Genomic DNA, 24,932 nt, shown 5'->3' with positions numbered 1-24,932 from the left:
TCAGTGATCCTGGGTAGTGGTTTCGACTGTCTCTAGAAAATCGAGCAGGGTGGTATTAAAGACTTCGGGTTGATCCAAGGGCGTGGCATGGCGTGAATCTTCGATCACCACCAGCCGCGCATCGGGCAGCAGTTTTACATAGTTTTCTTTGTGCGCCACGGGGGTGTAGTCGTGGTCGGCGCTGATGACCAGGGTTGGACAGGTAATTCTCGAAAGTCGTTCCTGTACGCCCCAGCCCACAATCGCATCGAAGCTGGCGAGATAAGCACGTTTGTCGTTTTTTGCCCAGCGTTCGGCCATCTTGCGCCGCAGGTCGGCCTGTTCCGGCTTGGGGAACAACCGGTCGCCGAGGGCCTTGCCGATGGTCGCGAGGCTGAGCACCCGGGCGAGCGTCCAGCGCTTGGCCCACCACCCGTATTCCTGGAGACTGCGCACCTTGACCTCGGGCGCGCTGTTGACGATGCACAGGCTCTTGACCCGTGCGGGCTCGTCCACCGCGAGTTGAAACGCAATCATGCCACCCATGGACAGCCCCACCACGTGCGCGGCGGGCAGGTCCAGATGCTCGATGAGCGCGAGCAGGTCGTTGGTGAAGCCCTGGATGCTGTAGCGCTCGCGGGGTTTGTCCGAACGGCCGTGGCCACGTACATCCACCACGATCAGCCGATAGTGACGGGCCAGCACCGGGACCTGCAGCTCCCAATCCTGGCTGCTGGAGCCCAGGCCGTGGATCAGGATCAGCGGGCTGCCGCGACCGTATTGCGCGTAGTGCAGGTTGCATCCTTCATGTTCGAACCAGGCCATGGGTGAACTCCGTTTCAGGCTTGCTGGGGGGCCGCGAACGGTGCGTCCAGCGGCGCAGTGTCAAAGGTGCGCAGCAGTTCCACGAGGATCTGCGTGGCCGGGCCCAAGGGTTTGTCTTTGTTCGAGTAGAGATAGAACGTCGGGTTGCGGCTCCCGCCCTTTTCCAGGGGCAGTTGCTTGAGCAGGCCCTCCTTGAGCTCGCGCTCGATCAGGTGGCGGGGCAACCAGGCAAAGCCCAGGCCGCTGCTGACGAACGTGGCGGCGGTGGCCAGGCTGCCGACGGTCCAGCGTTGTTCGGCGCCGAGCCAACCCACATCCCGCGGTTGCTGGCGGCCGGAGTCACGGATTACCACCTGCATCTGGCTTTCGAGGTCCTGGAAGCTCAGTTCGCGGTTGAGCCGATGCAGGGGGTGATCGGGGTGAGCCACGGCGATGAATTCCACGTCGCTCATTTCCGTGCCCAGGTAACCCGGGATGATGAACCCACTGATGGCCAGGTCGGCCATGCCATCGAGCAACAGTTCTTCAACGCCCGACAGTACCTCTTCGCGCAGTCGCACGCGGCAACCACGGCTCTGCGGCATAAAGGCGGTGAGGGCACGCACCAGGCGCGCGTTGGGGTAGGCGGCGTCCACCACCAGGCGGACCTCGGCCTCCCAGCCCTGTTCCATATGATGGGCGAGGTCTTCTAATTGGCTGGCGTTTTTCACCAGTTGCCGGGAGCGGCGCAACAGCACTTCTCCGGCGTCGGTGAGCACCGCCTTGCGCCCATCGATGCGCAGCAGTGGCACGCCGAGCTGGTCTTGCATGCGGGCCACGGTGTAGCTCACCGAGGACTGCGAACGGTGCAGCGCTTCAGCCGCCTGGGCGAAGCCGCCGTGGTCGACCACGGCTTGCAGCGTGCGCCATTGATCGAGGGTAACGCGGGGCGCTTTCAAGATGGGCTCCTCTTGTCCTAAGCTGACAGTCCTTATTGGAGACTGCCGAATGAGAAAATTCTGTTGCGTGTTGCTGGCACTGCTGCCGATGACCGCGTTTGCCTACCCCATCGACGTGACTAAAAAGATCAATGGGGTACAAATCGATTACACCGCTTCCGATGTGGACGGCGACATCAGCTCGATCCAGCTCAATAACTACGGCACCCAGGATGCCGTGTGTTCGGTAACCTTCACCAACGGTCCGGAGTCCCCACGTCGCCGTACGGTGACGGTGCCCGCCGGCAAAAGCACCAACACCACGGTCAAGTTCAACCGCGCAATCATCAAGATGCGAATCGCCTTGGACTGTGCGCCGAAATAAAGCAACAGCAGAGCAGGTCGACAGGAACACTGCACATATAAACAAATTTATAGATGGGTTATAGCAGTTTTTTGCGCTTTTTAATCGAATGAGCCCTGGTTAACCTTTTCTCCATCGCCTTACAGCATTTACAGATGGAGCCTACGAAGCCATGTCCAATGTTCTGGTCATCGAAAGCAGCGCTCGCCAGCAGGATTCGATTTCCCGCCAACTGACCCGCCAGTTCATCAGCCAATGGCAGGCCGCCCATCCGGCAGACCAGATCACCGTGCGCGACGTGGCCCTCAACCCGGTTCCGCACCTGGACGCCAACCTGCTCGGCGGCTGGATGAAGCCTGCCGAGCAGCGCAACGACGATGAGCAGGTGTCGCTCGACCGTTCCGATGAATTGACCCACGAATTACTCGCCGCCGATGTGCTGGTGATGGCTGCGCCGATGTACAACTTCGCCATCCCAAGCACCCTCAAGGCCTGGCTGGACCACGTGCTGCGCGCCGGTGTGACCTTCAAGTACACCGCTACCGGCCCGCAGGGTTTGCTCACCGGCAAGCGCGCGATAGTGTTGACCGCTCGCGGCGGCATCCACACCGGCGCCAGCTCCGATCACCAGGAACCGTACCTGCGCCAGGTCATGGCGTTTATCGGGATTCACGACGTGACCTTCATCCACGCCGAAGGAGTGAACCTGAGCGGGGACTTCCAGGAAAAGGGCATCAACCACGCCAAGGCCTTGTTGGCACAGGTGGCCTGATCCGTTAATCGCCAGATAATCGCGCGGTGTTTATCTAGTGCCACGCAAACCCTTCAAGTACGCGTAACGAACCTCCCTTTGCACTTTTGCTCCTGAGTGCTCCTGCCCGACTGACGCTTTAGCGAGGTCGGGTTTTTTTTGCCTCGAGTTTCGTCAAGCGCCGAAAACCTTTAATGTCCCGCCCATTCGAAACGAGGCGCGCATGGGCTATCTACTGGTTGTCACCCTGATTCAGGCTTTTTCCTTCAGCTTGATCGGCGAATACCTCGCCGGTCACGTCGACAGCTACTTCGCGGTGCTGGTGCGCGTGGTGCTGGCTGGGCTGGTGTTTATCCCACTGACCCGCTGGCGTTCGGTGGAGCCGGCCTTCATGCGCGGCATGCTGCTGATCGGCGCCTTGCAGTTTGGCGTGACCTACGTGTGCCTGTACCTGAGCTTTCGCGTGCTGACGGTGCCGGAGGTGCTGCTGTTCACCATCCTCACGCCGCTGCATGTGACCCTGATCGAAGACGCCCTCAACCGCCGCTTCAATCCCTGGGCGCTGATCGCCGCGCTGGTGGCGGTAGCGGGCGCGGCGGTGATTCGTTTCGACCAGATCACCCCGCACTTCCTGATGGGCTTTTTGCTGCTGCAATTGGCCAACTTCACCTACGCCGCCGGGCAGGTGATGTACAAGCACCTGGTGGCGCGTTACCCGAGCGATCTGCCGCACTACCGACGTTTCGGTTATTTCTACGTGGGGGCGCTGCTGGTAGTGCTGCCGGCATTCCTGCTGTTCGGCAAAGCCGACTTCCTCCCCGACGCGCCGCTGCAGTGGGGCGTGCTGGTGTTCCTCGGGTTGGTCAGCACTGCGCTGGGCATGTACTGGTGGAACAAGGGCGCCTGCCTGGTGCAGGGCGGCACCCTGGCGGTGATGAACAACCTCCACGTGCCGGTGGGCCTGCTGCTGAATTTGCTGATCTGGAACCAGCATGAGCCGCTGGGACGGCTGGCGTTGGGCGGGCTGGTGATCGTGGGGGCGGTGTGGATCAGTCGGTTGGGCGTAAAACCGCCCAACCGCTCCATGGCTTAAATCGCGCGACTTTCCGGGGCCGGCAAATGGCTGGCCCCCAGCACCGCCGGCAACATCCCCGCGCGCAAATCACTGCCACTCGGCTGTTGATACAGGCTCAAGCCAAACTCCGGCAGCACGGCCAGCAGGTAATCGAAGATATCCCCCTGGATCCGCTCGTAATCCGCCCACGCGGTGGTGCGGGTAAAGCAGTAGATCTCCAGCGGCACGCCCTGGGCGGTGGTCTGCATCTGGCGGACCATGCAGGTCATGTTCGGCTGGATGTCCGGGTGGCTTTTCAGATAGGCCAGGGCGTAGGCGCGAAAGGTGCCGAGGTTGGTCATGCGGCGGCGGTTGGCCGACAGTTGCGCGCTGTTGCCCTGGGCTTCGTTCCAGGCCTTGAGTTCAGCCTGCTTGCGCCCGATGTAGTCGGTGAGCAAGTGCACCTGGGTCATGCGCAGTTCTTCATCGTCACGCAGGAAGCGCACGCCGCTGGCGTCGATAAACAAGCTGCGCTTGATCCGCCGGCCGCCGGAAGCCTGCATGCCGCGCCAGTTCTTGAACGACTCGGACATCAGGCGCCAGGTGGGAATCGAGACGATGGTCTTGTCGAAGTTCTGCACCTTGACCGTGTGCAGGGTGATGTCCACCACGTCACCGTCGGCGCCGACCTGGGGCATTTCGATCCAGTCGCCGACCCGCAGCATGTCGTTGCTGGTCAGTTGCACGCTGGCGACGAACGACAGCAGCGTGTCCTTGTACACCAACAGGATCACCGCCGACATCGCACCCAGGCCCGACAGCAGCAACAGCGGAGAGCGGTCGATCAGGGTGGCGACGATGATGATTGCGCCGAACACGAACAGCACCATTTTCGCCAGTTGCACGTAGCCCTTGATCGAGCGGGTGCGGGCGTGTTCGGTGCGCGCGTAGATATCCAGCAGTGCACTGAGCAGCGCGCTGATGGCCAGCACCATGAACAGGATGGTCAGTGCCAGGGCCACGTTGCCGATGAACAGGATGGCGGTTTTGCTAAGGTCAGGCACCAGGTACAGGCCGAACTGGATGACCAGCGACGGCGTCATCTGCGCCAGGCGGTGAAAGACTTTGTTGTGCCGCAGGTCGTTGAGCCAGTGCAGCGCCGGCTGCCGGCCGAGCAATTTGACGGCGTGGAGGATGAGGTAGCGCGCCACCCGTCCGAGCAGCAGCGCCACTACCAGCAACACCAGCAAGCCCAGGCTGGCGTGCAGCAGCGGGTGTTGATCGAGGGCGCCCCAGAGGTCCTGGGCGTTGAGCCAGAGCTGTTTGATATCCATGGGTGAAACCGATTCTTCTGTAAGACAAGACGAGGCGATTAGAGCATTTAAGTGCAACAAAGTTGATGTTCCGGACAAATGCCCTGACAAAAAAGCAGCTGATTAGCACCGTTCGCGTAAAGACACTCGGTTTGGACGCCCGAAACCGGTACCCTATGCAGCTGATTTTTTGTATTTCTTCGAGGTGGCACCCGTGTTTTCCCAATTCGCCCTGCACGAACGCCTGCTCAAAGCCGTGGCCGAGCTTAAATTTGTCGAGCCTACGCCTGTGCAAGCAGCGGCCATCCCGCTCGCGCTCGAAGGGCGTGACCTGCGGGTGACGGCTCAAACCGGGAGTGGCAAGACCGCCGCTTTCGTCCTGCCGATTCTTCACCGTCTGATCGGCCCGGCCAAAGTCCGTGTCAGCATCAAGACCCTGATCCTGCTGCCAACCCGCGAGCTGGCCCAGCAGACCCTGAAGGAAGTGGAACGCTTCTCGCAGTTCACCTTCATCAAGTCCGGCCTGATCACCGGTGGCGAAGACTTCAAGGTCCAGGCCGCCATGCTGCGCAAGGTGCCGGACATCCTGATCGGCACCCCGGGCCGCATGATCGAGCAACTGAATGCCGGCAACCTCGACCTCAAGGAAGTCGAAGTGCTGGTACTCGACGAAGCCGACCGCATGCTCGACATGGGCTTTGCCGACGACGTGCAGCGCCTGGTCGGCGAATGCGTCAACCGCCAGCAGACCATGCTGTTCTCCGCCACCACCGGCGGTTCGACCTTGCGCGATATGGTCGCCAAGGTCCTGAACAATCCTGAGCATCTGCAAGTCAACAACGTCAGCGACCTGAACGCGACCACGCGCCAGCAGATCGTCACCGCCGACCACAATGTGCACAAAGAGCAGATTCTCAACTGGCTGCTGGCCAACGAGACCTACCAGAAAGCCATTGTGTTCACCAACACCCGTGCAGCGGCCGACCGTATCTACGGTCGCCTGGTGGCTCAGGACTACAAAGCGTTCGTGCTGCACGGCGAAAAAGACCAGAAAGACCGCAAGCTGGCCATCGACCGCCTGAAGGCCGGTGGCGTGAAGATCCTGGTGGCCACCGATGTCGCCGCTCGCGGCCTGGACGTGGACGGCCTGGACATGGTCATCAACTTCGACATTCCCCGCAGCGGCGACGAGTACGTGCACCGTATTGGCCGTACCGGGCGTGCCGGCAACGATGGCCTGGCGATCTCGCTGATCTGCCACGGCGACTGGAACCTGATGTCGAGCATCGAGCGCTACCTCAAGCAGTCGTTCGAGCGCCGTACTATCAAGGAAGTCAAAGGCACCTACACCGGGCCGAAGAAGGTCAAGGCGTCGGGCAAGGCCGTGGGCGTGAAGAAGAAAAAGACCGACGCCAAGGGCGACAAGAAAAAGGCCGGTGCCAAGTCGCCGACCAAGCGCAAGATTGCCAACCGCCCGAAGACCGACAACCTGTCGTTGGTCAGCAAGGACGGCATGGCACCCCTCAAGCGCCGCAAGCCAGAAGCACCGGCTGCTGAGTAATTCAGCGCTGATATGAAAAAACCGGACAATGTCCGGTTTTTTTATGCCTTCAGTTTTTCGCCTTGGCGGCGGCTTCTTTCAATTCTTTCAAGCGGGCGTCGATCAGCTGGCACTTGTCGGGGAATTCCGCGCTTTCCGTGTCCAGGTCCATTTTCTGCAATTCATCATTCATTTCCTTGGCCTTGGTCGGGTTCTGCTCGGTGAGCTTGGCCACTTCCTGGCCGAGTTGCTCGCGCTTGGCGGTGGCCTCCTCGGGCGTGCAGGCCCAGGCGGGCAGGGCAGTCAGGAGCGTGGCGGCGATGGCGAGATTCATCAGGGTTTTCATGGGGGACCTCCTTGGCGGTTATGCTCAGTTGAGGTGGCGAACGTCTGGAAAGTTCAGAGAAATCACGCCCGTCCGGTCGGCTGAACGGCGAGTGACGTGGCGTGTCACACCTTTAGACGGGCTACTTTCCTTAGGCCTGCAGGAGGAATCAGGATGACGACTTACAACTGGGATTTGATCGAACGTCTGCTGCATGAAGTGCAGAACGGCGAAGGCAGCTTTGCCCCGCGCAAATATGCCGAGCAGGAAGCCGCCGAGAAGGCCACGGCGGGCGAATCCACGGGCAATCTGGATGCGCTGAAAAAGACCGCTGCCGATTACGAAGCGCTGCTGTTCAAGCGAGGGTTTATTGAATCGCGGCCTGAGGAGGAGGGCGGCAATGGTGAGAATTTCATACTGACCGCGCTCGGTGCGCAACTGCTGGCGCTGATCGACAGCTCGATACCCGGCAATGACCACCCGCGCCAGGTGCTCGATGAGCAAGCGGATGCGCTGGACCCGGCAACGTTTGCCGAGGTGGCGTCGAAGGCCCAGATTGCCTGAGCGGCCAACGTGAGGGCTTGCCCGCGAATACGGTGTGTCAGTCAAAGAATATGCTCGCTGATCCACCGCTTTCGCGGGCAAGCCCGCTCCCACATTTTTGATCGCGCTTCCGGGTTGGGATTTGGTTAGGTTTTCCAACATTCGCGCTGGCGGTACAACTCGGTTTAGCCCTGAAATACATACCAAATGTGGGAGCGGGCTTGCCCGCGAATACGGTGTGTCAGTCAACGAATATGCTGGCTGATTCACCGCCTTCGCGGGCAAGCCCGCTCCCACATTTTTGATCGCGCTTCCGGGTTGGGATTTGGTTAGGTTCGCCAACATTCGCGCTGCTGGTACAACTCGGTTTAGCCCTGAAATACATACCAAATGTGGGAGCGGGCTTGCTCGCGAATACGGTGTGTCAGTCAACGAATATGAGGGCTGATCCACCGCCTTCGCGGGCAAGCCCGCTCCCACATTTTTGATCGCTCTTCCGAATTGGGATTTGGTTAGGTTCGCCAACATTCTCGCTGCCGGTACAACTCGGTTTAGCCTTGAAATACATCCCAAATGTGGGAGCGGGCTTGCCCGCGAATACGGTGTGTCAGTCAACGAATATGCTGGCTGATCCACCGCCTTCGCGAGCAAGCCCGCTCCCACATTTTTGATCGCGGTGAAGCCGGGGGGTTGGCTGCGTGGCTGGAATAGTCGGGCCTTGCACTGCCGGCGGGGAGAACGCCTTTCTACCTGTGGGAGCGGGCTTGCCCGCGAATACGGTGTGTCAGTCAACGAAGATGCTGGCTGATCCACAGCCTTCGCGAGCAACCCCGCTGCCACATTTCTAGCTCGCAGCACCCTTCAGGCATTTGAGCGCCTTGAAGTCACTGCGCACGCCGTCGATTTTTTGCGTCAGCTTCAGTCGCTGCTGCACGGTGCTCTCAGCCATCAAGTCGACGATCAAACTGCGCGCAGCCGCTTCGGTCTGGGCATAGGCCGCGCGGTATTGCGGGGTCCACAGGCTTTCGCGATCTACCAGCAGTTGCTGCATTTTCTGCGGGAAGTCGGGGCTCTGGCGCTGCTTCACCGCTTCGATAAATTGCGCCTGCCAATGCGCGCGGTTGCCGATCCATTCCTGGTTTTGTTCCCCCAGGGCGATGGACCAGGCGGTCACGCGATTCTGCTGGCTGGCACTCAAAGGGCCCATCCAGGCGTCCAGGCGTTTGCTCATGCGTTGGGCGCGTTCCTTGATCTGCTGCTCAAGCGGCGGCTTGAGGTACTCGTCCTGACGCTTGCGCAGGTCTTTGGCCAGCGCATCGTTCATGTCCTTGACCTGTTGGCCGTCCAGCCCCTTGAGCAGTTCGATGGCCGACGGGGTGATCTCGCGGGCGACATCGGCAATGGCCTGTTTGGCTTCGGCAGTACGCGTCTGCAAAGCGGCGTCGGTGACCTGGTTGGTGTCGACCATCTGCTGCAGGCGGTCCAGCCAATCCAGGTAGCCCGGCAATTGCGTGGTGCAGTGCCAGGCCAGGTGTTCCTTGAGTTTGTCGTTGAACCAGCTCTTCTGCCCGGCGTTCATGTCCAGGTAGTCGTTGAGGGTCCAGGGGATGATGACGTCGAGGTTGCGATAGGCCAGGCCCACGCGATTGCAGCCGGCGAGCACCAGGCTCAGGGTCAGCAATACCACCAGTAGTTTGAGCCGACGCAGCATGGGCGGGTCCTTGCGCTGAGGGGGTTAGTGCATGTGAACCCGCGGCAGGCGCGACAGTTCAGCCCATCAATAAAACGACCGCGCGGCCTTCAAGGTCAACAGGCCGTCGCATTGCGAGTTGTGTCCGGAGTACGCCGAGCAGTCGCCGCCGCTGAGGCTGGAGTCGCTGTAGATCAGGTTCAGGTCAACGCCCTTCCACTGGCGGGAGAACTGCACCGACCAGTCACTGAACGTGCTGATGGAGCCGCCCTCCACCGAGACCGGGGTGCCCAACTGATGGGTGGTGTATTTCATGCTCACACCGATGCCGAATGGCTGCGTGCCGCCGAGGTCGGCGAACAGCGTGCTGTCCTGGCGGTCCGGATCATTGCTGAACGACGCACCGAAGCGGTTGCCCAGCAGGTTCAGTCCACCGTAGAACTCCTGGCTGTCGAGAGGGCTGAGCTTGGGATAGCTGTAATGGATCAGGCCCACTTCATAACCCAGGGTCTGGTCGAAGGGGTGCTTGAAGCCCATGTACGAGTCGACTTCAAGATTGCTGGTCGAGGACAGTCCCATGTTCGGCGAAAACTGGCCGACATACAGGCCGCTGTCGTGGCTCAGATCCAGCCCGCCGTGGAACGAGTCGCTGCCGGGAGAAGTCGGCTTGACCAGGCCCTGCGCCATGCTGCGGGTAGGTGTGGTGCCCAGTTTGAGGTCGAAGTCGCCCAGTTCGCGCTGGAAGATCTGCGCTTCGGCGAGGGGGCTGGCGGCCAGGGCTGCGACCAGGAAAATGCAGGGTTTGAACATGCTTCACTCCGTGAAAAGCGAGGAGCAGTGACGAAGAAAGTCGGGGAGATGCCCGTGCTAGACGTGTGCAAGCATACCGGCGAATGCCAGGAGTTGAGCCCCGTTCGTCGATTGGCGCGAGATTGAGTGTGTTTAAGAGGGTATCTGCGGCTCTAGTCCTAGCGCCTTGATGGCAAGGCGCTTAGGGACCAGGTGTGTTGCGCGGTGTTACTTTTTACCCAGGCTGATCTGCTTGGACGGGCCGAAAGTCTGGCCGCTGACGCCCTTGGCAATTTGCTGGATTTCGCCACCGGACTTGAGGAAAGCAGCAATCTGGCTGTTGATCGATTCGCTGGTTTCAACGGCGGGAGCTGGCTTTGCTTTGCTGTTGGATGCTTTTACGCGCATGGCGGCCACTAACCTGTAGAAAATTAACTTGGCCAGGCATCGTACAGGAAATACTTGACAATTGCTTGGCAAATATCCCCCGGGAATAAGTCTTGAGGCAGGAAAAGCGCAAACTTGGTTTTTGAATTAAGCCCCTAACTTACTGTTTTAACTGGAAACCAGTGGGCTGTGAGGCGTGACGGGCGCGCCGAAATTCAGCCGAATGATCGGACGAGCGGGGCGGTGCCAGTAGAACGCCACGCACGCCGCGATTTTTCAGGCGCGCGCGCGTGGCGAGCGCAACTCGGGTAGAATGCCGACCACGCAATGAGGGTATTTGGAAATGGCTTTAGTCGGGCGCTACAACAGCTTGCAAGTGGTTAAACACACGAACTTCGGTTTGTACCTGGACGGTGCGCAAGACGGTGAAATCCTCTTGCCTAATCGGTACATCCCCAAAGATATTCCCAGTGAAGATGAAGACTGGCTTAACGTTTTCATTTATCTGGACAGCGATGACAAACTTATCGCCACGACCGAAAAACCCAAAGTTCAAGTTGGCGAGTTTGCCAGTTTGAAAGTTGTTGAAGTCAACAGTATCGGCGTGTTCCTCGACTGGGGCTTGCCAAAGGATCTGTTGCTGCCGTATTCGGAAGAAAAACGCCAGTTGAGCGCCGGTGAATACTGCGTGGTGCATGTTTATCTCGACAAGCACACCAAGCGCATTACCGCCACCGCGCGGCTTGATCGCTACCTCGACAAAACGCCTGCCAACTACCAGGTGGGCCAGGAAGTCGACCTGCTGGTCGCAGAAGCCACCGACATGGGCTTCAAGGCGATCATCAACAACAAGCATTGGGGCCTCATCCACAAGAACGAAGTGTTCAAGTTCCTGCGCCCGGGCAAGGAAGAGAAAGGCTTTATCAAAGAGATCCGCGCCGATGGCAACATCAGCCTGAGCCTGCAGCCGGTCGGCCAGGAAGCGGCCTCCAGCCTCAACTCCAAGATCCTCGCCAAGTTGCGTGAAAACAATGGCACCCTGCCGGTCAGCGACAAGAGCGACCCGGCGGTGATCAGCAACTTGTTCGGCGTGAGCAAGGGCAACTTCAAGAAAGCCATCGGTGCGCTCTACAAGCAGGGCCAGATCGTGATTCATGCGGATCGCATTGAACTAAGCTGAGTGCGATTTGCTCTCCTGTAGGCGCCGGCTTGCCGGCAATGAGGCCAGTGGCCTTTAAGGTGTTTCCTCACACGCCGTCGCTGGCCAGCCAGCGCCTACAGAAGGTCACTGCAATGTCCAAACGATCGCTGTTCGCCTACCTCGGCACGTTGCTCGCGTTTCTCGTCCTTGACGGCCTTTGGCTCGGCGTCCTGATGGGCCCGACCTACAAATCCTTGCTGGGCCCGCTGATGCTTGATCAGCCGCGCCTGTTGCCCGCGGTGCTGTTTTACCTCCTTTATGCCCTCGGTTGTGTCGTCTTCGTGGTCTTGCCCAGCGCCAGCTGGCAACGCGCCGCGCGCCTTGGCGCCTTGCTTGGGCTGGTCGCCTACGGCACCTATGACCTGAGCAATTGGGCCACGCTGTACGGCTGGTCGGCCGCTCTTGCGATCATGGACATGGCGTGGGGCACCTTCCTGACGGCGGCCTGCTGCACCGTGGGATTCCTGTGTGCACATCGAGTGCACCAATGATTGTGTACAGGATTTACGTGCACCGTTACTGAGCGAAACCCAGTCTCTCACGACTGAAAAAGCCCTTTGGAACGCCGTCACACAGGGATTGTGTGCCATTGGCATGTATTCTGCTGAATACCTCGTATACAAATCATGCCGCCTTCCGTATGCACCCGCTACGGTAGCGCAGGCAGGTATTTCGAGGAGCCCAGCGATGACCGAACACTTGCCCAAAGGCTACAGCCCGCGCCTGTACAACCAGGACCTGGGGCCGCTGCCGCAGAAGTGGACCTGGTACAACATTTTTGCCTTTTGGATGAGTGACGTGCACAGCGTCGGCGGCTACGTGTTCGCCGCCAGCCTGTTCGCGTTGGGGCTGGCCAGTTGGCAGGTCTTGATTGCCTTGCTCGCCGGCATCTGCATCGTGCAATTGATCGCCAACCTGGTGGCCAAACCGAGCCAGCAAGCGGCAGTGCCTTATCCGGTGATCTGCCGGCTGGCCTTTGGCGTATTCGGAGCGAATATTCCCGCGGTGATTCGCGGCCTGATCGCCGTGGCCTGGTACGGGATTCAGACGTACCTGGCGTCGAGTGCCTTGATCATCGTGGTGCTGCGCTTTTTCCCACAGATGGCGGTGTATGCAGAGCCGCATTTCGCAGGCTTGTCGTACTTGGGCTGGTTTGGTTTCCTCAGCCTGTGGGTGCTGCAGGCAGCGGTCTTCTGGGCCGGCATGGAGTCGATTCGCCGCTTCATCGACTGGGCCGGTCCGGTGGTCTACGCGGTGATGTTTGCCCTGGCTGGATGGATTGTGTGGAAGGCCGGCTGGGCGAATATCAGCTTCACCCTGGCAGAAAAGTCGCTGTCGGGCTGGCAGGCGTTCGGTCAGGTGATCGTGGCGACGGCGCTGGTGGTGTCGTACTTTTCCGGGCCGACCCTGAATTTTGGCGACTTCAGCCGTTACTGCCGCAGCATGCGCGACGTGCGGCGCGGCAACTTCTGGGGGCTGCCGGTGAATTTCCTGGCGTTTTCCCTGGTCACCGTGGTGATCGTCTCGGGCACTTTGCCGGTGTTTGGTGAAATGCTCCATGACCCGATCGCGACGGTTTCGCGCATCGATAACAGCATGGCGGTGTTGCTGGGCGCCTTTGCCTTTGTCACGGCGACCATCGGCATCAATATCGTCGCCAACTTTGTCTCCCCGGCGTTTGACTTCGCCAACGTCGCACCGAGCAAAATCAGCTGGCGCGCCGGCGGGATGATCGCGGCTGTGGCATCGATCTTCATCACCCCCTGGAACCTGTTCAACAACCCGCTGATGATTCACTACACCCTGGACATCCTCGCAGCCTTCATCGGGCCGTTGTTCGGGATTCTGTTGGTGGATTTCTACCTGATCAAAAAGCAGAAGATCGATGTCGATGCGCTGTTCGATGACAGCCCAGGCGGGCGCTATTACTTCGACGGCGGCGTGAATTGGACGGCGGTCAAGGCGCTGGTGCCGGCGACGCTGGTGGGCGTCGCGATCACCTTCACCCCCGCGTTGCAGGGCATGGCCAATTTTGCCTGGTTTACCGGATGCTTCCTGGGTGGGCTGTTTTTCCTGGTGTTGTCGCGGCGCGAACAGGTGCGAGTGCCTGCGCCGATGGTTGCCGGCTGACCAACACCCCGCCCGCTACCAGCAGGCCCGCACCGGCGACTACCAGCGCCGGTTGCAGGCCGCCGCTGAGCTGGCTGCTGACCGACGCCAGCAATGGCCCGCTCAGTTGGCCGATCGCAAAGCTCGCGGTCAACAGCCCGGTGCTGCGCTGGTAGCCGTGGGGGGCGACTTCGCGCAAGCGCGCCATCACCAACTGCATGCACGCCAGGAACGGCCCGCCGCACAGCAGCACGCCCAGCGCCAACCCCCAGCCATTGCCCAGCAGGCAGGCGAACACCCCGGCCGCTTGCAACCACAGGGTCGCCATCAACCAGCGGCGGGTGGTGTGCGGGTCCTTGCGGCGCAGGCTCGCGGCCACCACGCCAATCGCCGCGGCCAGGCCAAAGCAGGGCCAGAACAGGTCGGCCTGCCAGGCGCCCTTGAATTGCGCGCTGGCCATCTGTGACAGAAACGTCGCCGGGATGATGTAGCCCAGGCCGTACAGCACGTAGATCCAGCACAGGTGCGTGATGCTGCCATTACTGGCTACCTCGGTGTGGCTGGAAACGGGCGCGCTGGCGGCGGAAGGCTTGGGCAAGAATGGCAGGATGGCCAGCAGCATCACCAATGCCACCCCGCCATACACCAGCCACAGCGTTGCGGAGTTTTGGCCCAGCAGGTTCGAGCCCAGCGCCAGCAACCCGGTCAGCAGAATCCCCAGCCCCGGCCCGGCAAACACCAGGGCGCCGAGGCGTGGGCGGCCGGCGGCAATCGCCAGCGGCTGGCTCAGGCTGGTGATCATCACCAGCGCCCAGGCGCTTGCCACACCCGTGCCGAAACGCAGCAGCAGGTGCGGCCAGAACCCGTGGGCCCAGTAAGACGCCAGCGTCAGCAGCACACACAGCCACAGCCCGCCGTACAAGCGACCGCGTACGTGGTGATGGCTACGGGCGAAGATCGAATCCACCGCGCCGACAAAGTAGCCCAGGTAATTGGCGGCAGCGATCAGTCCAGCGCCGGTCAAGTCGATCTGCCCCTCGCTGAGCAAATGCGGCATTTGCGGGGTGAGGGCGAAGCGGCCGATGCCCATCGCCATCATCAAGGCGACAAAGCTGGCAAGTAAGCGGATCAAAGGGGACATGGTCAGGTTTCCTGCGGGTCAGCGAATACCCTCAGGCTAAAGCGGATTGACTTTCTGTAAAAATGAATAATAGTGAGTAACTTGTTCAGTTTTGGAGAAAGGTATGGAGTTCAGTCAATTGCGCATCTTCCAGGCCGTGGCGGAAGAGGGCTCCATCACGCGGGCGGCTGACCGGTTGCACCGGGTGCCGTCAAACCTGTCTACGCGCCTCAAGCAAATGGAGGAGCAGCTCGGCGTAGAGCTGTTCGTGCGCGAGCGCCAGCGTTTGCAGCTTTCTCCTGCAGGTAAGGTGTTGTTGGACTACAGCACGCGCCTGCTGGCTCTGCATGATGAAGCCCATGGCGCCGTGCAAGGCGGGCAACCGGCGGGTGATTTTGTACTCGGCAGCATGTACAGCACGGCTGCCGTGCATTTGCCGAAGCTGCTGGCGCGTTATCACAAGGCTTACCCGATGGTGAACCTGCAGGTGCAATCGGCGCCCAGTGGCGAGTTGCTTGAAGGTCTGATTACCGGTCGCCTGGATGCTGCATTTGTGGACGGCCCGATCACGATCGCCACGCTGGACGGCGTGGCCTTGTGTGAAGAGCGCCTGGTGCTGATTTGCGAAGCCGACCATCCGCCAGTGCGCGGGCCGCAGGACGTCGCCGGGCGCGCAGTGTTCACCTTCCGACGCAGCTGCGCCTACCGGGCGCGGTTGGAAACCTGGTTTTCCCACGATCGCGTGGCCATGGGCCGGGCGATTGAGATCGAATCCTATCAAGGCATGCTCGCCTGCGTGATCGCAGGCTCCGGCGTGGCGCTGATGTCTGAATCCATGCTCGACAGCCTGCCGGGCAAGGACAGCGTGTCCGTTCATCCGCTGACAGGGCCTTTCGCCACTGCTACCACTTGGCTGATGTGGCGAAAGGGTATGCTCGGCGCTAACCTCAATGCGTGGATCGACCTGCAGCAAGAGGGCAAGGCCGAGTTCCTGCCGGACACGCGCGCAATCGCTTGAACGATCTGTCAGGATTTTGATCAATCCAGTAATAGTTCGTTGTGGTTTCGTTCAAGCAATACGTAGGACTTCGGGCTACTATCAGTGTAGGAAAGGGCGACAGAACTTGCGCCTACCAGCATTACCCTCAAAGGGGGCAACCATGAAAGAGAAAATCCAGAACTGGCTCCACGACCTCGGTGTTGCACTGGGCTTGATCGAGCCGCCACTGCAGCCGGTGCCGATCCGCACCGACGATGAGCAGCGTCGTCCACGTCGCAGGTAAGTCTTGAGGCGCTCACGGGATTCAATCGCGCGAGCGCTGACGCCTTCAGTCGTTCTTCAGGGCCTCACCGGTTCCCTGTAATCCGAGTGCACGTTTAGTACTATTCGCACCGCTTGATTGTCTGATGAGGCACGCCTCAATGTCGGACCCTTCTGCTTGTTACGTCATCCCTGCCTTTTCCCTATTTGCTCTCCTATATTTTTGTCTTTACAGGGATGAAAAGGCATTGAAATGTCGAGTGTTGATAGCGAAGGAATGTTGATTTCCGAAAGAGTCGAGCATCGTCGGTTTCAAACGATCGAACACGGCGATTTGCGCAGTGTGCGTGCTTTAGTGGTCCACCAGACCGACGCGCCCACGGCGCAGCACACCTTTAATGGCTACCTTGCCAAAGGCAGCGGTGCGCACTTTCTCATCGAAAAAAATGGCGTTATCTACCAGACGGCCAGCCTGAAAAAACGCTGTTATCACGTTGGGCGCTACCTTCGTTCCAAGTGCCTGGCCGTTGATAAGACGACGTGCGATACCCCTCAGATCCAAACTATCCAAGCACTCACCTGGACGTTGCAGATTCGGGCATTGGACAGGTATGAGCGTAGTAAGGACTATCCTGAGCGATACCCCATGAATGCTGATTCCCTGGGTATCGAACTGGTTGGCAAACATCTGGATGCTGCTCGTTATGAGGAGGTGACCGCTATGCAGAATGAGTCCCTGCGGTGGCTCGTGTCTGAATTGTATGGGCATTTTCGTCTGACACCGGCTGACGTCTACACACACCCGCAAATCTCATATAAGCATCCAGGTGAAGCCAGCAGTGCGGTATGGCAATGAATTTAAGGGCATTGTCTTTCGGCGTGTGTGTATTACTTGCCGGATGTTCGTCCTCCCATGCGGTTATCGAGGACATTCTCATCTCTGGCTTCCATTCCGACGAGCCTGAACGGTGCCGACCCAGTGACGTTGCACTGGATGAGCGGCAGGTGTCGTCCTTTTTTAAACGTGCCGAGCCTATCGACGGCCGCACACTGCATGACCAGTTTGATTGGGCGCCTTGTTACCTTGAAGGCACGCTGAAATATCAGGGAAACGCCTGTATTTGGCGGGTTAGGGCAGGCGCTACGGGTGAGGTCGAATGCTCGGCATCCGCGCAATATTTTGGCTGCAAGGACTGCGATGATTTGTTTAAAACACTCAAGCAGTAGCGTGGCGTGGGTCAGGCTTTGGCGTGCAACTGTCGGAATTGGACTACCTGTTCGTCAGAAATGGCTGGCTTATCTAATTCCAACAATCGGCATAGGTTGAAACTCAAGCGCCTCTTCGTAGCGCCCCAACTTTATTGAGTTCCTCACTTCGAGGTGTCAGTAATTCAGAATTGTTGGAGACAAAGCCATGTTGCTCTCTTCAGTTCCGCCCGTCGCCGCGTCGCTCATTGCCACGACCGAAAATATTCTGCATATCGCACCGGCCTCGAAGAGTTGGAAGGCGCAGGCGCCCGGTAACGTAGTGTTTCTTCCCCCGACAATAGCCAAGCAGGCCCTGCTCATACAGATCGGACTCCTGCGTCCCTCGACGATTATTCTCGGGGACCAAGCCGTCGATGCAGATGTCATTGAGCAATGGCGTATCTCTCATCCGTTTGGAGACCTTCATTTAATCCGCAGAGGCACAAGCCTGGATAACGTGCGGCTGGATCTATGCGAGTCCAATGGCATTCGAGTGGCCAACACACTGGGGGTCGACGCCCCGCATGTCGCGGTCTATATCGCACACTGGTTGAAACGGGCCGATGGCTCACTACCGCCCGATATCTGTGTGTTGGGATACGGCAATGTGGGTAAAGAGCTTGTCAAACTGTTACTTGATCGAGATCCGAATGTGCGGGTCAAAGTGTTGGACAGACACGGCCGAGCAACTGGCAATATCGACAGTCGAGTGTCATTTGTTAAGGACTGGTCCGAGGCGCTGGAGGGAGCCTTTGCTGTTGCCCTGTGCTTATCCCTGAATGATGACTGCGCTCATCGTATCGACGGGGTCCTCATCCAGCGTATGCACACACTCGCTCGCCTGGTCTGTATCGCCAACCCGGATGTCTTCAGTGATGACGCGTTGCGGACCCTGGCAACCGCTGAACACACCCAGCTTGTATTGGACTCCGATCCCGGGATATTGCATGCATTTCGGATGCGCACAGAAGCGCTCGGTTGCAGTCTTTCCACTTGGTGCAAACCCGCGACGCTGACGACACAGGCGGCCAGCACCGACGCCTGCCAATGCGACCTTGACTACGCGGTTTCAGTCCAACTGAGCGTCAAGGCCTTGCACTGCATTGCCAGGCGCAAGCGTGCACAATCATTGGTGATCCCCTCCCTGCAGGCCCATGCCGATGCGCCACGCGTCTCGATCATCGGTCGAGGTGTCAACGGCTTGTTGCAAGCGATGATGTTCCGGTTGGTAAATTATCGAGTCACCGTGTACGGCGAAAATCAGCCCGGCGAGGGAGCCCGTCGCAGGTCTGTGATGACGACTGTCAAACCGCCGCATAACGATTATCTACTGCTCGCGAATCAGTATTTGAATGACGAGTTAGATCGCGTCGGCATCGAGCTGTTTGAAAAGCTTCTGGCGGACAATCCTTCGATTGACGCATCAATTGAAGGTCTGCAATCCATCCGTTTTAGGGAAGGGGTTTCGGCGTTGTTGCTGCAGTCTGGGGTTCAGTTCCGTCCCCGGTCTCTAAGCCCGGTGCAAATTGCAGAGCTGAGCAAAGAGCAGTTTGTCGTTACTGCGCTGGGGGAAGGCGAACTGGATGGGCTTTCGATAGTGTATTGCGCTGCATACAACCAGATTGTGTCCGAAGCAACCTATTCCGATTGCACGGCACATGGGTTGATTTGGGCCTGCCTGGTCCAGGAAATCATCCAGGCTAGAGCGCCCTCGGTTTCGGCAATGCACTGATAAAAAAACGGGCGCGACATCCGACGTCGCGCCCGCTGAAGAAACCGCTCTAAATCCCGCTCTATCTCACACCGCGCTGGCCGCGACCCCCGCTGGCCGGCGCGACAACAAACTCACCAGCACAAAACTCACCAGCCCTACCGCCAGGCTGTAGTAGATCGGTGTGTTGGCATCCAAGCCATCCTTGATCATGAACACCAGCGCTGTCACAAAGCCCAGGGTCATGGACGTAATCGCCCCCGAGGTGGTCGCGCGTTTCCAGAAGATCGCACCGATCAGCGGGATCAGCATGCCACCCACCAACAGGTTGTAGGCCAGGGTCAGGGCGCTGATCACGTCGCTCACCACCAGCGCGATACCCAGCACGGCAATGCCGGTCAGCATCGTGAAGAGGCGGTTAATGCTCAGGCTCGACTGCTTGCCACCGCGCAGGCGCGGCAGCAGGTCTTCGGTCAGCACGGTAGAGGCGGCCAGCAGGCCGGCACTGGCGGTGGACATCATCGCTGCCAGTGCAGCGGCGATCACCAGGCCACGAATGCCGTCCGGCAGCGACATTTTGACGATGGCCGCAAAGGCGTTGTTGACGTTGTCCAGGTCCGGAATCAGCACGTGGGCGGCCATGCCGATCAGTGCACAGGCCAGGCCGTAGAGGATGCAGTAGAAGCCGGCGAACGTGCCTGCGTACTTGGCGACCTTTTCGTCACGGGCGGTGAATACTCGTTGCCAGATGTCCTGGCCGATCAGGATGCCGAAGAAGTAGATCATGAAGTAAGTAATGATCGTGTCCCAGCCGATCGCGGTGAAGCTGAAGCTGGATGCCGGCAGCTTGGCCACCAGTTCATCCCAGCCGCCCACGCGGTAGAGGCAGATCGGCAGCAGGATAAACATCAGGCCGACGGTCTTGATCACGAACTGCACGATGTCGGTCAGGGTCAGCGACCACATTCCGCCGATGGTCGAGTACACCACCACCACTCCACCACCAAGCAGCACCGAGATCCAGAACGGCAGGCCGAACAGCACCTGCAGCACCGTGCCGATAGCCAGGATCGAGGTCACGCCGATCATCAGCGCGTAGGCCAGCATGATCACCGCACTCGCTTGGCGGGCCATGGGGTTGTAGCGTTTTTCCAGGACCTGGGTCACGGTGAAGATCTTCAGCTTCAGCAGCGGCTTGGCCAGGAACAGGTTCAGCGCAATGATGCCCATGCCCAGCGCGGCACACAGCCAGAAGCCGGAGATGCCGTGCACGTAACCCAGGCGCACGGTGCCGACGGTGGACGCCCCGCCCAACACTGTGGCGGCCATGGTGCCCATGTACAGCGACGGGCCCAGGTTGCGGCCAGCCACCAGGTAGTCTTCGTGGGTCTTGGCGCGGCGCATGCCGTAATAGCCGAGCACGAGCATGCCGGCGGCGTAGATGAGTACGACGAATAAATCCAAAGCCATGACGGCGGTTCTCCGATTATTTTTTTAGGCTATTGAGGCGCTTTTTGTGGCGGGGGAGCTTGCTCCCGTGGGGCTGTGCAGCAGCTCCCTGGGGCCATAAACGGCCGCTGGTTCCGGGAACACACGCAGCAAGGTCAGGTACACCACCGAAGCCAGTCCCAGCGTCACCGGCAGGCTGATATCAATCCCGTCGGCCAGGTTGCCCAGCGGCCCGACAAACTGCCCAGGCAGGTTGACGAAGCACAGGCCGACCAGCGCGCTCGGGATCCAGGCCCCCAGCCCGCGCCAGTTCCAGCCGTGGCTGAACCAGTAGCGGCCGCCGGTTTCACCGCGGGTGAAGACCTGCAGGTCATCCGGGCAGTAGAAGCCGCGACGCACGATCAGGCCGATGATCATCATCACCATCCACGGCGTGGTGCAGGTGATGATCAGCACGGCGAAGGTCGACACGCTCTGCACCAGGTTGGCGGCGAAACGTCCGATAAAGATGAAGGCAATCGACATCACCCCGATCAGCAGCGTGGCCTTGACCCGCGACAGCAGGCGCGGGAACACGCTGGACATGTCCAGCCCCGTGCCATACAGCGAGGTAGTGCCGGTGGACATGCCGCCGATCACCGCGATCAGGCACACCGGCAGGAAGAACCAGCTGGGCGCAACCGCCAGCAGGCCGCCGACGTAGTTGTTGGCCGCGATGTAGTCCGGTGCCTTGACCGCCACGATGGTCGCGGTGGCCAGGCCGAACAGGAACGGGATCAGCGTGGCGATCTGCGCGAGGACCACCGCCAGCATGATGCGCATTTTCGGCGTCTCACGCGGGATGTAGCGCGACCAGTCGCCGAGGAATGCACCGAAGGAAATCGGGTTGCTCATGGCTACCAGCGCGGCGCCGATGAAGGCCGCCCAGAACCCGGCCTGGCCCATGGCGACGCTGCCGGCGAAGTGGCTGTCGAAGGCCGGCGCGAAGGCGAAGATCCCCAGCAGGAACAACAGGCTCGCCGCCCACACCGCGATGCGGTTGACCCACAGCATGAAGCGAAAGCCATAGATGCAGACGGTGAGGACGAGCAGCGCAAACAGCCCGTAGGCCAGGCCCAGGGTCAGGTCAGTTTCAGGCAAGCCCACCAGGCGTTTCGCACCGCCTACCAGCGCATCGCCTGAACTCCACACCGACAGTGAGAAGAACGCAATCGCCGTCAGCAGCGACAGGAACGAGCCGACAATCCGCCCGTGCACACCAAAGTGCGCACCGGAAGACACGGCGTTGTTGGTGCCATTGATCGGCCCGAACAGGCCCATCGGCGCCAGGATCAGCGCACCCACCAGCACGCCCAGCACGATCGCCCAGACGCCGGCCTGGAACGACAAGCCGAACAACACCGGAAAGGCACCCAGCACGGCGGTGGCAAAGGTATTGGCACCGCCGAAGATCAGTCGAAACAGATCCTTGGGGCCGGCGGTACGCTCGTGGTCCGGGATCTGTTCGACCCCGTTGGTTTCTATTTTGCGAATACTGTTTTCGTTGTTTTTATTATTCATGATCTGCTCCGATCACATTGGCTAATGGGGCGGCAGCCCTTCCGGCATAGCGGACAAATGTTCGTGACAGGCCAGCCACAGGCCTTGTTGTTCTGCGCCAGACCCTTGCCGTTTGAAGACAATGGTCTCGCGTTCCTGGCTATGAAATTGCTCCCCGTTCATGCGCAACTCGGTGGCCACGTCATGAATAAATATCGCCACGTCACCCTGCAGGCTGACGAAGGCATTGCTCGAGGTGCAGGACAGCACCTCGAATCCCTCGTCCCGACGCCAGCTGTCCCACAACGCCTGGTAGGCATCGCGACTGAGCAGCGGCTGGGGGAGGGTGTAGAACACAAAGCTGGCATCGTGGGTGAACGCGCCGAAATAGGCCTCGCGGTCATTGCGCGCGAAGGCCGCCACCAGATCGGCGGCGGCACGCAGCACCTCGGCTTGCGCGTTCATCAGCGGTGCGCCACGCCGGGCAGTACGCAGAGCATCTCGTACAGCAGGTTGGCGCCCAGCAACGAGGTGTTGCCGGTGGTGTCGTAGGGCGGCGAAACTTCTACCAGATCGCAACCAATCAGGTCGAGGCCCTGGCAGCCACGGATGATCTCGATGGCCTGGATGGTGGTCAGCCCGCCGATTTCCGGGGTGCCGGTGCCGGGCGCCCAGGCCGGGTCGATGCCGTCGATATCGAAGCTCAGGTACACCGGGCCGCCGCCGACTTTCTCACGCACTTCGGCCATCAATGGCGCGAGGGAGTGGTGCCAGCATTCTTCGGCCTGGACCACACGGAAGCCCTGTTTGCGGCTCCAGTTGAAGTCTTCGGCGGTGTAGCCCTGGGCACGCAAGCCGATCTGCACCACGCGGTCGCAATCGAGCAGGCCTTCTTCCACGGCGCGGCGGAAAGTGGTGCCGTGGGCGATTTTCTCGCCGAACATATGGTCGTTGACGTCGGCGTGGGCATCGATGTGCACCAGCCCGACCTTGCCGTGTTTCTTGTGGATCGCCCGCAGGATCGGCAGGGTGATGGTGTGGTCGCCGCCCAGCGTCAGCGGGATCACGTCGTGCTCGAGGATCTCATCGTAGGCTTCTTCGATGATGCGCACGGCGTCGAGCAGGTTGAAGGTGTTGATCGCCACATCACCGATATCCGCCACCGACAGCGAGTCGAACGGTGCGGCGCCGGTGGCCATGTTGTACGGGCGGATCATCACGGACTCGGCGCGAATTTCACGCGGCCCGAAGCGGGTGCCGGCGCGCAGCGAGGTGCCGATGTCCAGGGGCACGCCAACGAAGGCGGCATCCAGGCCCTTGGCCGTTTGCAGGTGGGGAAGACGCATCATGGTGGCGATGCCGGCGAAGCGCGGCATTTCGTTGCCGCCCAGTGGTTGGTGGAAAATCTTGTCCACGGGATTGCCTCATCGTTGTTTTGTTTATTAGAGGCCGATTCTGCGAAAAGCCCGGGACGGGAAGAATCGGCAGGGGCAAATACTTAGTTCAGATTTTTCTAAACTAATGCCAGCAGGTAGACTGTGATGAGCGGGTTCTCTGTGATGAGCGGGGGGGCTGTGGTGAGCAGGCTTTCTGTGGTGATCAGGTTTTCTGTGGTGAGCAGACTTGCTGTGGTGATCAGGTTTTCTGTGGTGAGCAGGCTTGTTGTGGTGAGCAGGCTTGCCCTGCGTTGGGGTGCGAAGCAGCCCCCAAAACACACTGAGGTTTTCCAGATGTAATGAGTCGTCAGGTTACGGGGCCGCTGCGCGGCCCAACGCAGGGCAAGCCTGCTCGCCACAATAAGCTTGTGCAACACAACAAGCCTCTGCAACCAGCAGGCTTGTGCAACACAACAGGCCTCTGCAACACGACAAGCCTGTGCACCACAACTAGCCCGCTTGCCACGAGACACCTGGAGACACGATGGCCAACGCCTTGCCCGACCTGAAACTCCTGCGCATCTTTGTCAGCGTCGTGCGCCACCAGGGGTTCGCCAACGCGCAGCACGAACTCAACCTGTCCACCTCGGCCATCTCGACCTATATGAGCCAGTTGGAAAGCGCGCTGGGCCTGGTGCTGTGCCATCGCGGCCGGGGCGGGTTCAGCCTGACCAGCAAGGGCGAGTTGTTTCATCAGGAAACCTTGCGTCTATTGGGCGAGCTGGAAGGCTTCGAGCAATACGCCGCCGCGCTCAAGGGCGAGCTGCGCGGTACCCTCAAGCTGGGTGTGCTCGACTCCACCGTCAGCGACAAGGCCTTGCCGTTCGCCGAAGTGATCGGCGCCTACAGCCTCGAGCACCCGGCGGTGCACCTGCACCTGTCGGTGATGAGCCCGTACGAACTGCAGCTCGGCGTGCAGGACAACCGCCTGGACCTGGCCATCGGCGCCTTTTCCAACCGCATGAGCGGGCTGATCTACATGCCGCTGTACCGCGAGCAGCACTGGTTGTATTGCAGTACCCGGCACCCGCTGTTCAACGAGCGACGCATCCCGGAACAGGTGATCACCCAGCAACGCATGGTCGGGCGCGGCTACTGGAGCCAGGCCGAATTGGCGCGCCATGGCTTCAAGCACAGCGCGGCGACCGTGGAAAGTATGGAGGCGCAACTGATCCTGGTGCTGTCCGGTGCCTACATCGGCTACCTGCCCGAGCACTACGCCCAGGCCTGGGCCGACAAGGGCGACCTGCGCGTCCTGTTGCCGGCCACCTTCGGCTACCAGGCGCCGTTCTCGATGATCATGCGCCGCGGTCGCAGCCGCGAACCGCTGATCCAGACTTTCCGCGATCTGCTCAAAGCTCAGCTCAACCAGGCCTGATAA

27 protein-coding genes are annotated in these 24,932 nt (G+C 60.1%); 14 read left to right on the top strand and 13 right to left on the bottom strand.

The window, feature by feature from the left end; genetic code table 11:
• Together NTD80_RS01660 and NTD80_RS01655 are read right to left on the bottom strand one after the other, a co-directional pair.
• Complete coding sequence (locus NTD80_RS01660; protein ID WP_213553478.1) at positions 1–804, bottom strand: alpha/beta fold hydrolase; 804 nt, start codon at positions 802–804, stop codon at positions 1–3.
• Between the two features lie 14 nt (positions 805–818).
• Positions 819–1,742, bottom strand: a complete 924-nt coding sequence (locus NTD80_RS01655; protein WP_065909653.1) for a LysR family transcriptional regulator — start codon at positions 1,740–1,742, stop codon at positions 819–821.
• A gap of 49 nt (positions 1,743–1,791) precedes the next feature.
• On the opposite strand from NTD80_RS01655, the gene NTD80_RS01650 reads away from it, so the two are divergent.
• The 3 genes from NTD80_RS01650 (at position 1,792) to NTD80_RS01640 (ending at position 3,929) form a co-directional block, all read left to right on the top strand.
• Positions 1,792–2,106 (top strand): 3-phosphoglycerate kinase, encoded by a 315-nt coding sequence (locus tag NTD80_RS01650; protein ID WP_065909655.1) that lies wholly within the window; start codon positions 1,792–1,794, stop codon positions 2,104–2,106.
• A gap of 151 nt (positions 2,107–2,257) precedes the next feature.
• Entirely contained in the window at positions 2,258–2,857 is a 600-nt protein-coding gene (locus NTD80_RS01645; RefSeq protein WP_262131863.1) for an FMN-dependent NADH-azoreductase, read from the top strand.
• Between the two features lie 202 nt (positions 2,858–3,059).
• Positions 3,060–3,929, top strand: a complete 870-nt coding sequence (locus NTD80_RS01640; protein ID WP_106802996.1) for a carboxylate/amino acid/amine transporter — start codon at positions 3,060–3,062, stop codon at positions 3,927–3,929.
• Here NTD80_RS01640 and NTD80_RS01635 read toward each other — a convergent pair.
• Positions 3,926–5,224, bottom strand: a complete 1,299-nt coding sequence (locus NTD80_RS01635; RefSeq protein WP_106802997.1) for a mechanosensitive ion channel family protein — start codon at positions 5,222–5,224, stop codon at positions 3,926–3,928. The two genes, NTD80_RS01640 and NTD80_RS01635, sit on opposite strands and share 4 nt — an antisense overlap.
• A gap of 193 nt (positions 5,225–5,417) precedes the next feature.
• Between NTD80_RS01635 and NTD80_RS01630 the strand changes: the two genes are divergently transcribed.
• On the top strand, positions 5,418–6,764 hold the full coding sequence (locus tag NTD80_RS01630; protein WP_262131860.1) for a DEAD/DEAH box helicase: 1,347 nt from the start codon (positions 5,418–5,420) through the stop codon (positions 6,762–6,764).
• Between the two features lie 49 nt (positions 6,765–6,813).
• Here the strand turns inward: NTD80_RS01630 and NTD80_RS01625 are convergent, their stop codons facing one another.
• Positions 6,814–7,089: a hypothetical protein gene (locus NTD80_RS01625; RefSeq protein WP_262131859.1), complete on the bottom strand. Its 276-nt coding sequence runs from the start codon at positions 7,087–7,089 to the stop codon at positions 6,814–6,816.
• 153 nt (positions 7,090–7,242) lie between these two features.
• On the opposite strand from NTD80_RS01625, the gene NTD80_RS01620 reads away from it, so the two are divergent.
• Positions 7,243–7,632, top strand: coding sequence for a hypothetical protein (locus NTD80_RS01620; RefSeq protein WP_017134854.1), 390 nt, complete (start codon positions 7,243–7,245; stop codon positions 7,630–7,632).
• A gap of 823 nt (positions 7,633–8,455) precedes the next feature.
• Here NTD80_RS01620 and NTD80_RS01615 read toward each other — a convergent pair.
• From NTD80_RS01615 to NTD80_RS01605, 3 genes are all read right to left on the bottom strand, one after another.
• Entirely contained in the window at positions 8,456–9,322 is an 867-nt protein-coding gene (locus NTD80_RS01615) for a DUF6279 family lipoprotein (RefSeq protein ID WP_262131857.1), read from the bottom strand.
• A gap of 66 nt (positions 9,323–9,388) precedes the next feature.
• Positions 9,389–10,111: a TorF family putative porin gene (locus NTD80_RS01610; protein WP_262131855.1), complete on the bottom strand. Its 723-nt coding sequence runs from the start codon at positions 10,109–10,111 to the stop codon at positions 9,389–9,391.
• Between the two features lie 207 nt (positions 10,112–10,318).
• Positions 10,319–10,498, bottom strand: a complete 180-nt coding sequence (locus tag NTD80_RS01605) for a hypothetical protein (protein WP_003193095.1) — start codon at positions 10,496–10,498, stop codon at positions 10,319–10,321.
• 322 nt (positions 10,499–10,820) lie between these two features.
• On the opposite strand from NTD80_RS01605, the gene NTD80_RS01600 reads away from it, so the two are divergent.
• The 3 genes from NTD80_RS01600 to NTD80_RS01590 all read left to right on the top strand — a co-directional run bounded on the left by NTD80_RS01600 (position 10,821) and on the right by NTD80_RS01590 (position 13,808).
• Entirely contained in the window at positions 10,821–11,657 is an 837-nt protein-coding gene (locus NTD80_RS01600) for a S1 RNA-binding domain-containing protein (RefSeq protein ID WP_034099624.1), read from the top strand.
• A 113-nt stretch (positions 11,658–11,770) separates the two neighbouring features.
• A complete protein-coding gene (locus NTD80_RS01595; RefSeq protein WP_106803003.1) occupies positions 11,771–12,169 on the top strand; it encodes a DUF2177 family protein in 399 nt (132 codons plus the stop codon).
• A gap of 196 nt (positions 12,170–12,365) precedes the next feature.
• Positions 12,366–13,808: an NCS1 family nucleobase:cation symporter-1 gene (locus tag NTD80_RS01590; RefSeq protein WP_065909676.1), complete on the top strand. Its 1,443-nt coding sequence runs from the start codon at positions 12,366–12,368 to the stop codon at positions 13,806–13,808.
• Here the strand turns inward: NTD80_RS01590 and NTD80_RS01585 are convergent.
• Positions 13,720–14,928 (bottom strand): MFS transporter, encoded by a 1,209-nt coding sequence (locus NTD80_RS01585; RefSeq protein WP_120449391.1) that lies wholly within the window; start codon positions 14,926–14,928, stop codon positions 13,720–13,722. The two genes, NTD80_RS01590 and NTD80_RS01585, sit on opposite strands and share 89 nt — an antisense overlap.
• Positions 14,929–15,031: 103 nt before the next feature.
• Between NTD80_RS01585 and ptrR the strand changes: the two genes are divergently transcribed.
• The 5 genes from ptrR to NTD80_RS01560 all read left to right on the top strand — a co-directional run bounded on the left by ptrR (position 15,032) and on the right by NTD80_RS01560 (position 19,148).
• Entirely contained in the window at positions 15,032–15,925 is an 894-nt protein-coding gene (ptrR, locus tag NTD80_RS01580) for a putrescine utilization regulator PtrR (RefSeq protein WP_262131852.1), read from the top strand.
• Between the two features lie 142 nt (positions 15,926–16,067).
• Positions 16,068–16,190, top strand: coding sequence for a PA1414 family protein (locus NTD80_RS01575; RefSeq protein WP_003193089.1), 123 nt, complete (start codon positions 16,068–16,070; stop codon positions 16,188–16,190).
• A 231-nt stretch (positions 16,191–16,421) separates the two neighbouring features.
• Complete coding sequence (locus NTD80_RS01570) at positions 16,422–17,024, top strand: N-acetylmuramoyl-L-alanine amidase (RefSeq protein WP_262131850.1); 603 nt, start codon at positions 16,422–16,424, stop codon at positions 17,022–17,024.
• Complete coding sequence (locus tag NTD80_RS01565; protein ID WP_262131849.1) at positions 17,015–17,395, top strand: hypothetical protein; 381 nt, start codon at positions 17,015–17,017, stop codon at positions 17,393–17,395. Before NTD80_RS01570 ends, NTD80_RS01565 begins: the two co-directional genes overlap by 10 nt.
• A 187-nt stretch (positions 17,396–17,582) precedes the next feature.
• Positions 17,583–19,148: an NAD(P)-dependent oxidoreductase gene (locus NTD80_RS01560; RefSeq protein WP_262131848.1), complete on the top strand. Its 1,566-nt coding sequence runs from the start codon at positions 17,583–17,585 to the stop codon at positions 19,146–19,148.
• Positions 19,149–19,214: 66 nt separating this feature from the next.
• Here the strand turns inward: NTD80_RS01560 and NTD80_RS01555 are convergent, their stop codons facing one another.
• The 5 genes from NTD80_RS01555 to NTD80_RS01535 all read right to left on the bottom strand — a co-directional run bounded on the left by NTD80_RS01555 (position 19,215) and on the right by NTD80_RS01535 (position 23,925).
• Entirely contained in the window at positions 19,215–20,597 is a 1,383-nt protein-coding gene (locus tag NTD80_RS01555; protein WP_262131847.1) for a sodium:solute symporter, read from the bottom strand.
• A gap of 24 nt (positions 20,598–20,621) precedes the next feature.
• Positions 20,622–22,136, bottom strand: a complete 1,515-nt coding sequence (locus tag NTD80_RS01550) for a purine-cytosine permease family protein (RefSeq protein ID WP_065909686.1) — start codon at positions 22,134–22,136, stop codon at positions 20,622–20,624.
• Between the two features lie 21 nt (positions 22,137–22,157).
• Entirely contained in the window at positions 22,158–22,580 is a 423-nt protein-coding gene (locus tag NTD80_RS01545) for a YybH family protein (protein ID WP_065909688.1), read from the bottom strand.
• Positions 22,580–23,530 (bottom strand): agmatinase, encoded by a 951-nt coding sequence (gene speB / locus NTD80_RS01540; RefSeq protein WP_065909690.1) that lies wholly within the window; start codon positions 23,528–23,530, stop codon positions 22,580–22,582. Before speB ends, NTD80_RS01545 begins: the two co-directional genes overlap by 1 nt.
• 98 nt (positions 23,531–23,628) lie before the next feature.
• Positions 23,629–23,925, bottom strand: coding sequence for a hypothetical protein (locus NTD80_RS01535; protein WP_262131845.1), 297 nt, complete (start codon positions 23,923–23,925; stop codon positions 23,629–23,631).
• A 110-nt stretch (positions 23,926–24,035) separates the two neighbouring features.
• Between NTD80_RS01535 and NTD80_RS01530 the strand changes: the two genes are divergently transcribed.
• Complete coding sequence (locus tag NTD80_RS01530) at positions 24,036–24,929, top strand: LysR family transcriptional regulator (RefSeq protein ID WP_017134867.1); 894 nt, start codon at positions 24,036–24,038, stop codon at positions 24,927–24,929.
• The last annotated feature ends 3 nt before the right edge of the window (positions 24,930–24,932 follow it).

Source organism: Pseudomonas sp. 13B_2.1_Bac1 (assembly GCF_025466155.1).
GTDB classification, from domain to species: domain Bacteria; phylum Pseudomonadota; class Gammaproteobacteria; order Pseudomonadales; family Pseudomonadaceae; genus Aquipseudomonas; species Aquipseudomonas aylmerensis.
The sequence above is the reverse complement of the archived record's forward strand: the minus strand, read 5'-3'. Positions and strand labels throughout refer to the sequence as shown.

What these genes read in the sequence shown, in the direction of transcription:
- NTD80_RS01660 (WP_213553478.1), bottom strand. Translation starts at nt 804, where the DNA reads ATGGCCTGGTTCGAACATGAAGGATGCAACCTGCACTACGCGCAATAC.
- NTD80_RS01560 (WP_262131848.1), top strand. Translation starts at nt 17,583, where the DNA reads ATGTTGCTCTCTTCAGTTCCGCCCGTCGCCGCGTCGCTCATTGCCACG.
- NTD80_RS01565 (WP_262131849.1), top strand. Translation starts at nt 17,015, where the DNA reads ATGGCAATGAATTTAAGGGCATTGTCTTTCGGCGTGTGTGTATTACTT.
- NTD80_RS01600 (WP_034099624.1), top strand. Translation starts at nt 10,821, where the DNA reads ATGGCTTTAGTCGGGCGCTACAACAGCTTGCAAGTGGTTAAACACACG.
- ptrR (WP_262131852.1), top strand. Translation starts at nt 15,032, where the DNA reads ATGGAGTTCAGTCAATTGCGCATCTTCCAGGCCGTGGCGGAAGAGGGC.
- NTD80_RS01595 (WP_106803003.1), top strand. Translation starts at nt 11,771, where the DNA reads ATGTCCAAACGATCGCTGTTCGCCTACCTCGGCACGTTGCTCGCGTTT.
- NTD80_RS01620 (WP_017134854.1), top strand. Translation starts at nt 7,243, where the DNA reads ATGACGACTTACAACTGGGATTTGATCGAACGTCTGCTGCATGAAGTG.
- NTD80_RS01605 (WP_003193095.1), bottom strand. Translation starts at nt 10,498, where the DNA reads ATGCGCGTAAAAGCATCCAACAGCAAAGCAAAGCCAGCTCCCGCCGTT.
- NTD80_RS01575 (WP_003193089.1), top strand. Translation starts at nt 16,068, where the DNA reads ATGAAAGAGAAAATCCAGAACTGGCTCCACGACCTCGGTGTTGCACTG.
- NTD80_RS01610 (WP_262131855.1), bottom strand. Translation starts at nt 10,111, where the DNA reads ATGTTCAAACCCTGCATTTTCCTGGTCGCAGCCCTGGCCGCCAGCCCC.
- NTD80_RS01530 (WP_017134867.1), top strand. Translation starts at nt 24,036, where the DNA reads ATGGCCAACGCCTTGCCCGACCTGAAACTCCTGCGCATCTTTGTCAGC.
- NTD80_RS01625 (WP_262131859.1), bottom strand. Translation starts at nt 7,089, where the DNA reads ATGAAAACCCTGATGAATCTCGCCATCGCCGCCACGCTCCTGACTGCC.
- NTD80_RS01550 (WP_065909686.1), bottom strand. Translation starts at nt 22,136, where the DNA reads ATGAATAATAAAAACAACGAAAACAGTATTCGCAAAATAGAAACCAAC.
- NTD80_RS01650 (WP_065909655.1), top strand. Translation starts at nt 1,792, where the DNA reads ATGAGAAAATTCTGTTGCGTGTTGCTGGCACTGCTGCCGATGACCGCG.
- NTD80_RS01555 (WP_262131847.1), bottom strand. Translation starts at nt 20,597, where the DNA reads ATGGCTTTGGATTTATTCGTCGTACTCATCTACGCCGCCGGCATGCTC.
- NTD80_RS01545 (WP_065909688.1), bottom strand. Translation starts at nt 22,580, where the DNA reads ATGAACGCGCAAGCCGAGGTGCTGCGTGCCGCCGCCGATCTGGTGGCG.
- NTD80_RS01585 (WP_120449391.1), bottom strand. Translation starts at nt 14,928, where the DNA reads ATGTCCCCTTTGATCCGCTTACTTGCCAGCTTTGTCGCCTTGATGATG.
- NTD80_RS01635 (WP_106802997.1), bottom strand. Translation starts at nt 5,224, where the DNA reads ATGGATATCAAACAGCTCTGGCTCAACGCCCAGGACCTCTGGGGCGCC.
- NTD80_RS01590 (WP_065909676.1), top strand. Translation starts at nt 12,366, where the DNA reads ATGACCGAACACTTGCCCAAAGGCTACAGCCCGCGCCTGTACAACCAG.
- NTD80_RS01645 (WP_262131863.1), top strand. Translation starts at nt 2,258, where the DNA reads ATGTCCAATGTTCTGGTCATCGAAAGCAGCGCTCGCCAGCAGGATTCG.
- NTD80_RS01570 (WP_262131850.1), top strand. Translation starts at nt 16,422, where the DNA reads ATGTCGAGTGTTGATAGCGAAGGAATGTTGATTTCCGAAAGAGTCGAG.
- NTD80_RS01615 (WP_262131857.1), bottom strand. Translation starts at nt 9,322, where the DNA reads ATGCTGCGTCGGCTCAAACTACTGGTGGTATTGCTGACCCTGAGCCTG.
- NTD80_RS01640 (WP_106802996.1), top strand. Translation starts at nt 3,060, where the DNA reads ATGGGCTATCTACTGGTTGTCACCCTGATTCAGGCTTTTTCCTTCAGC.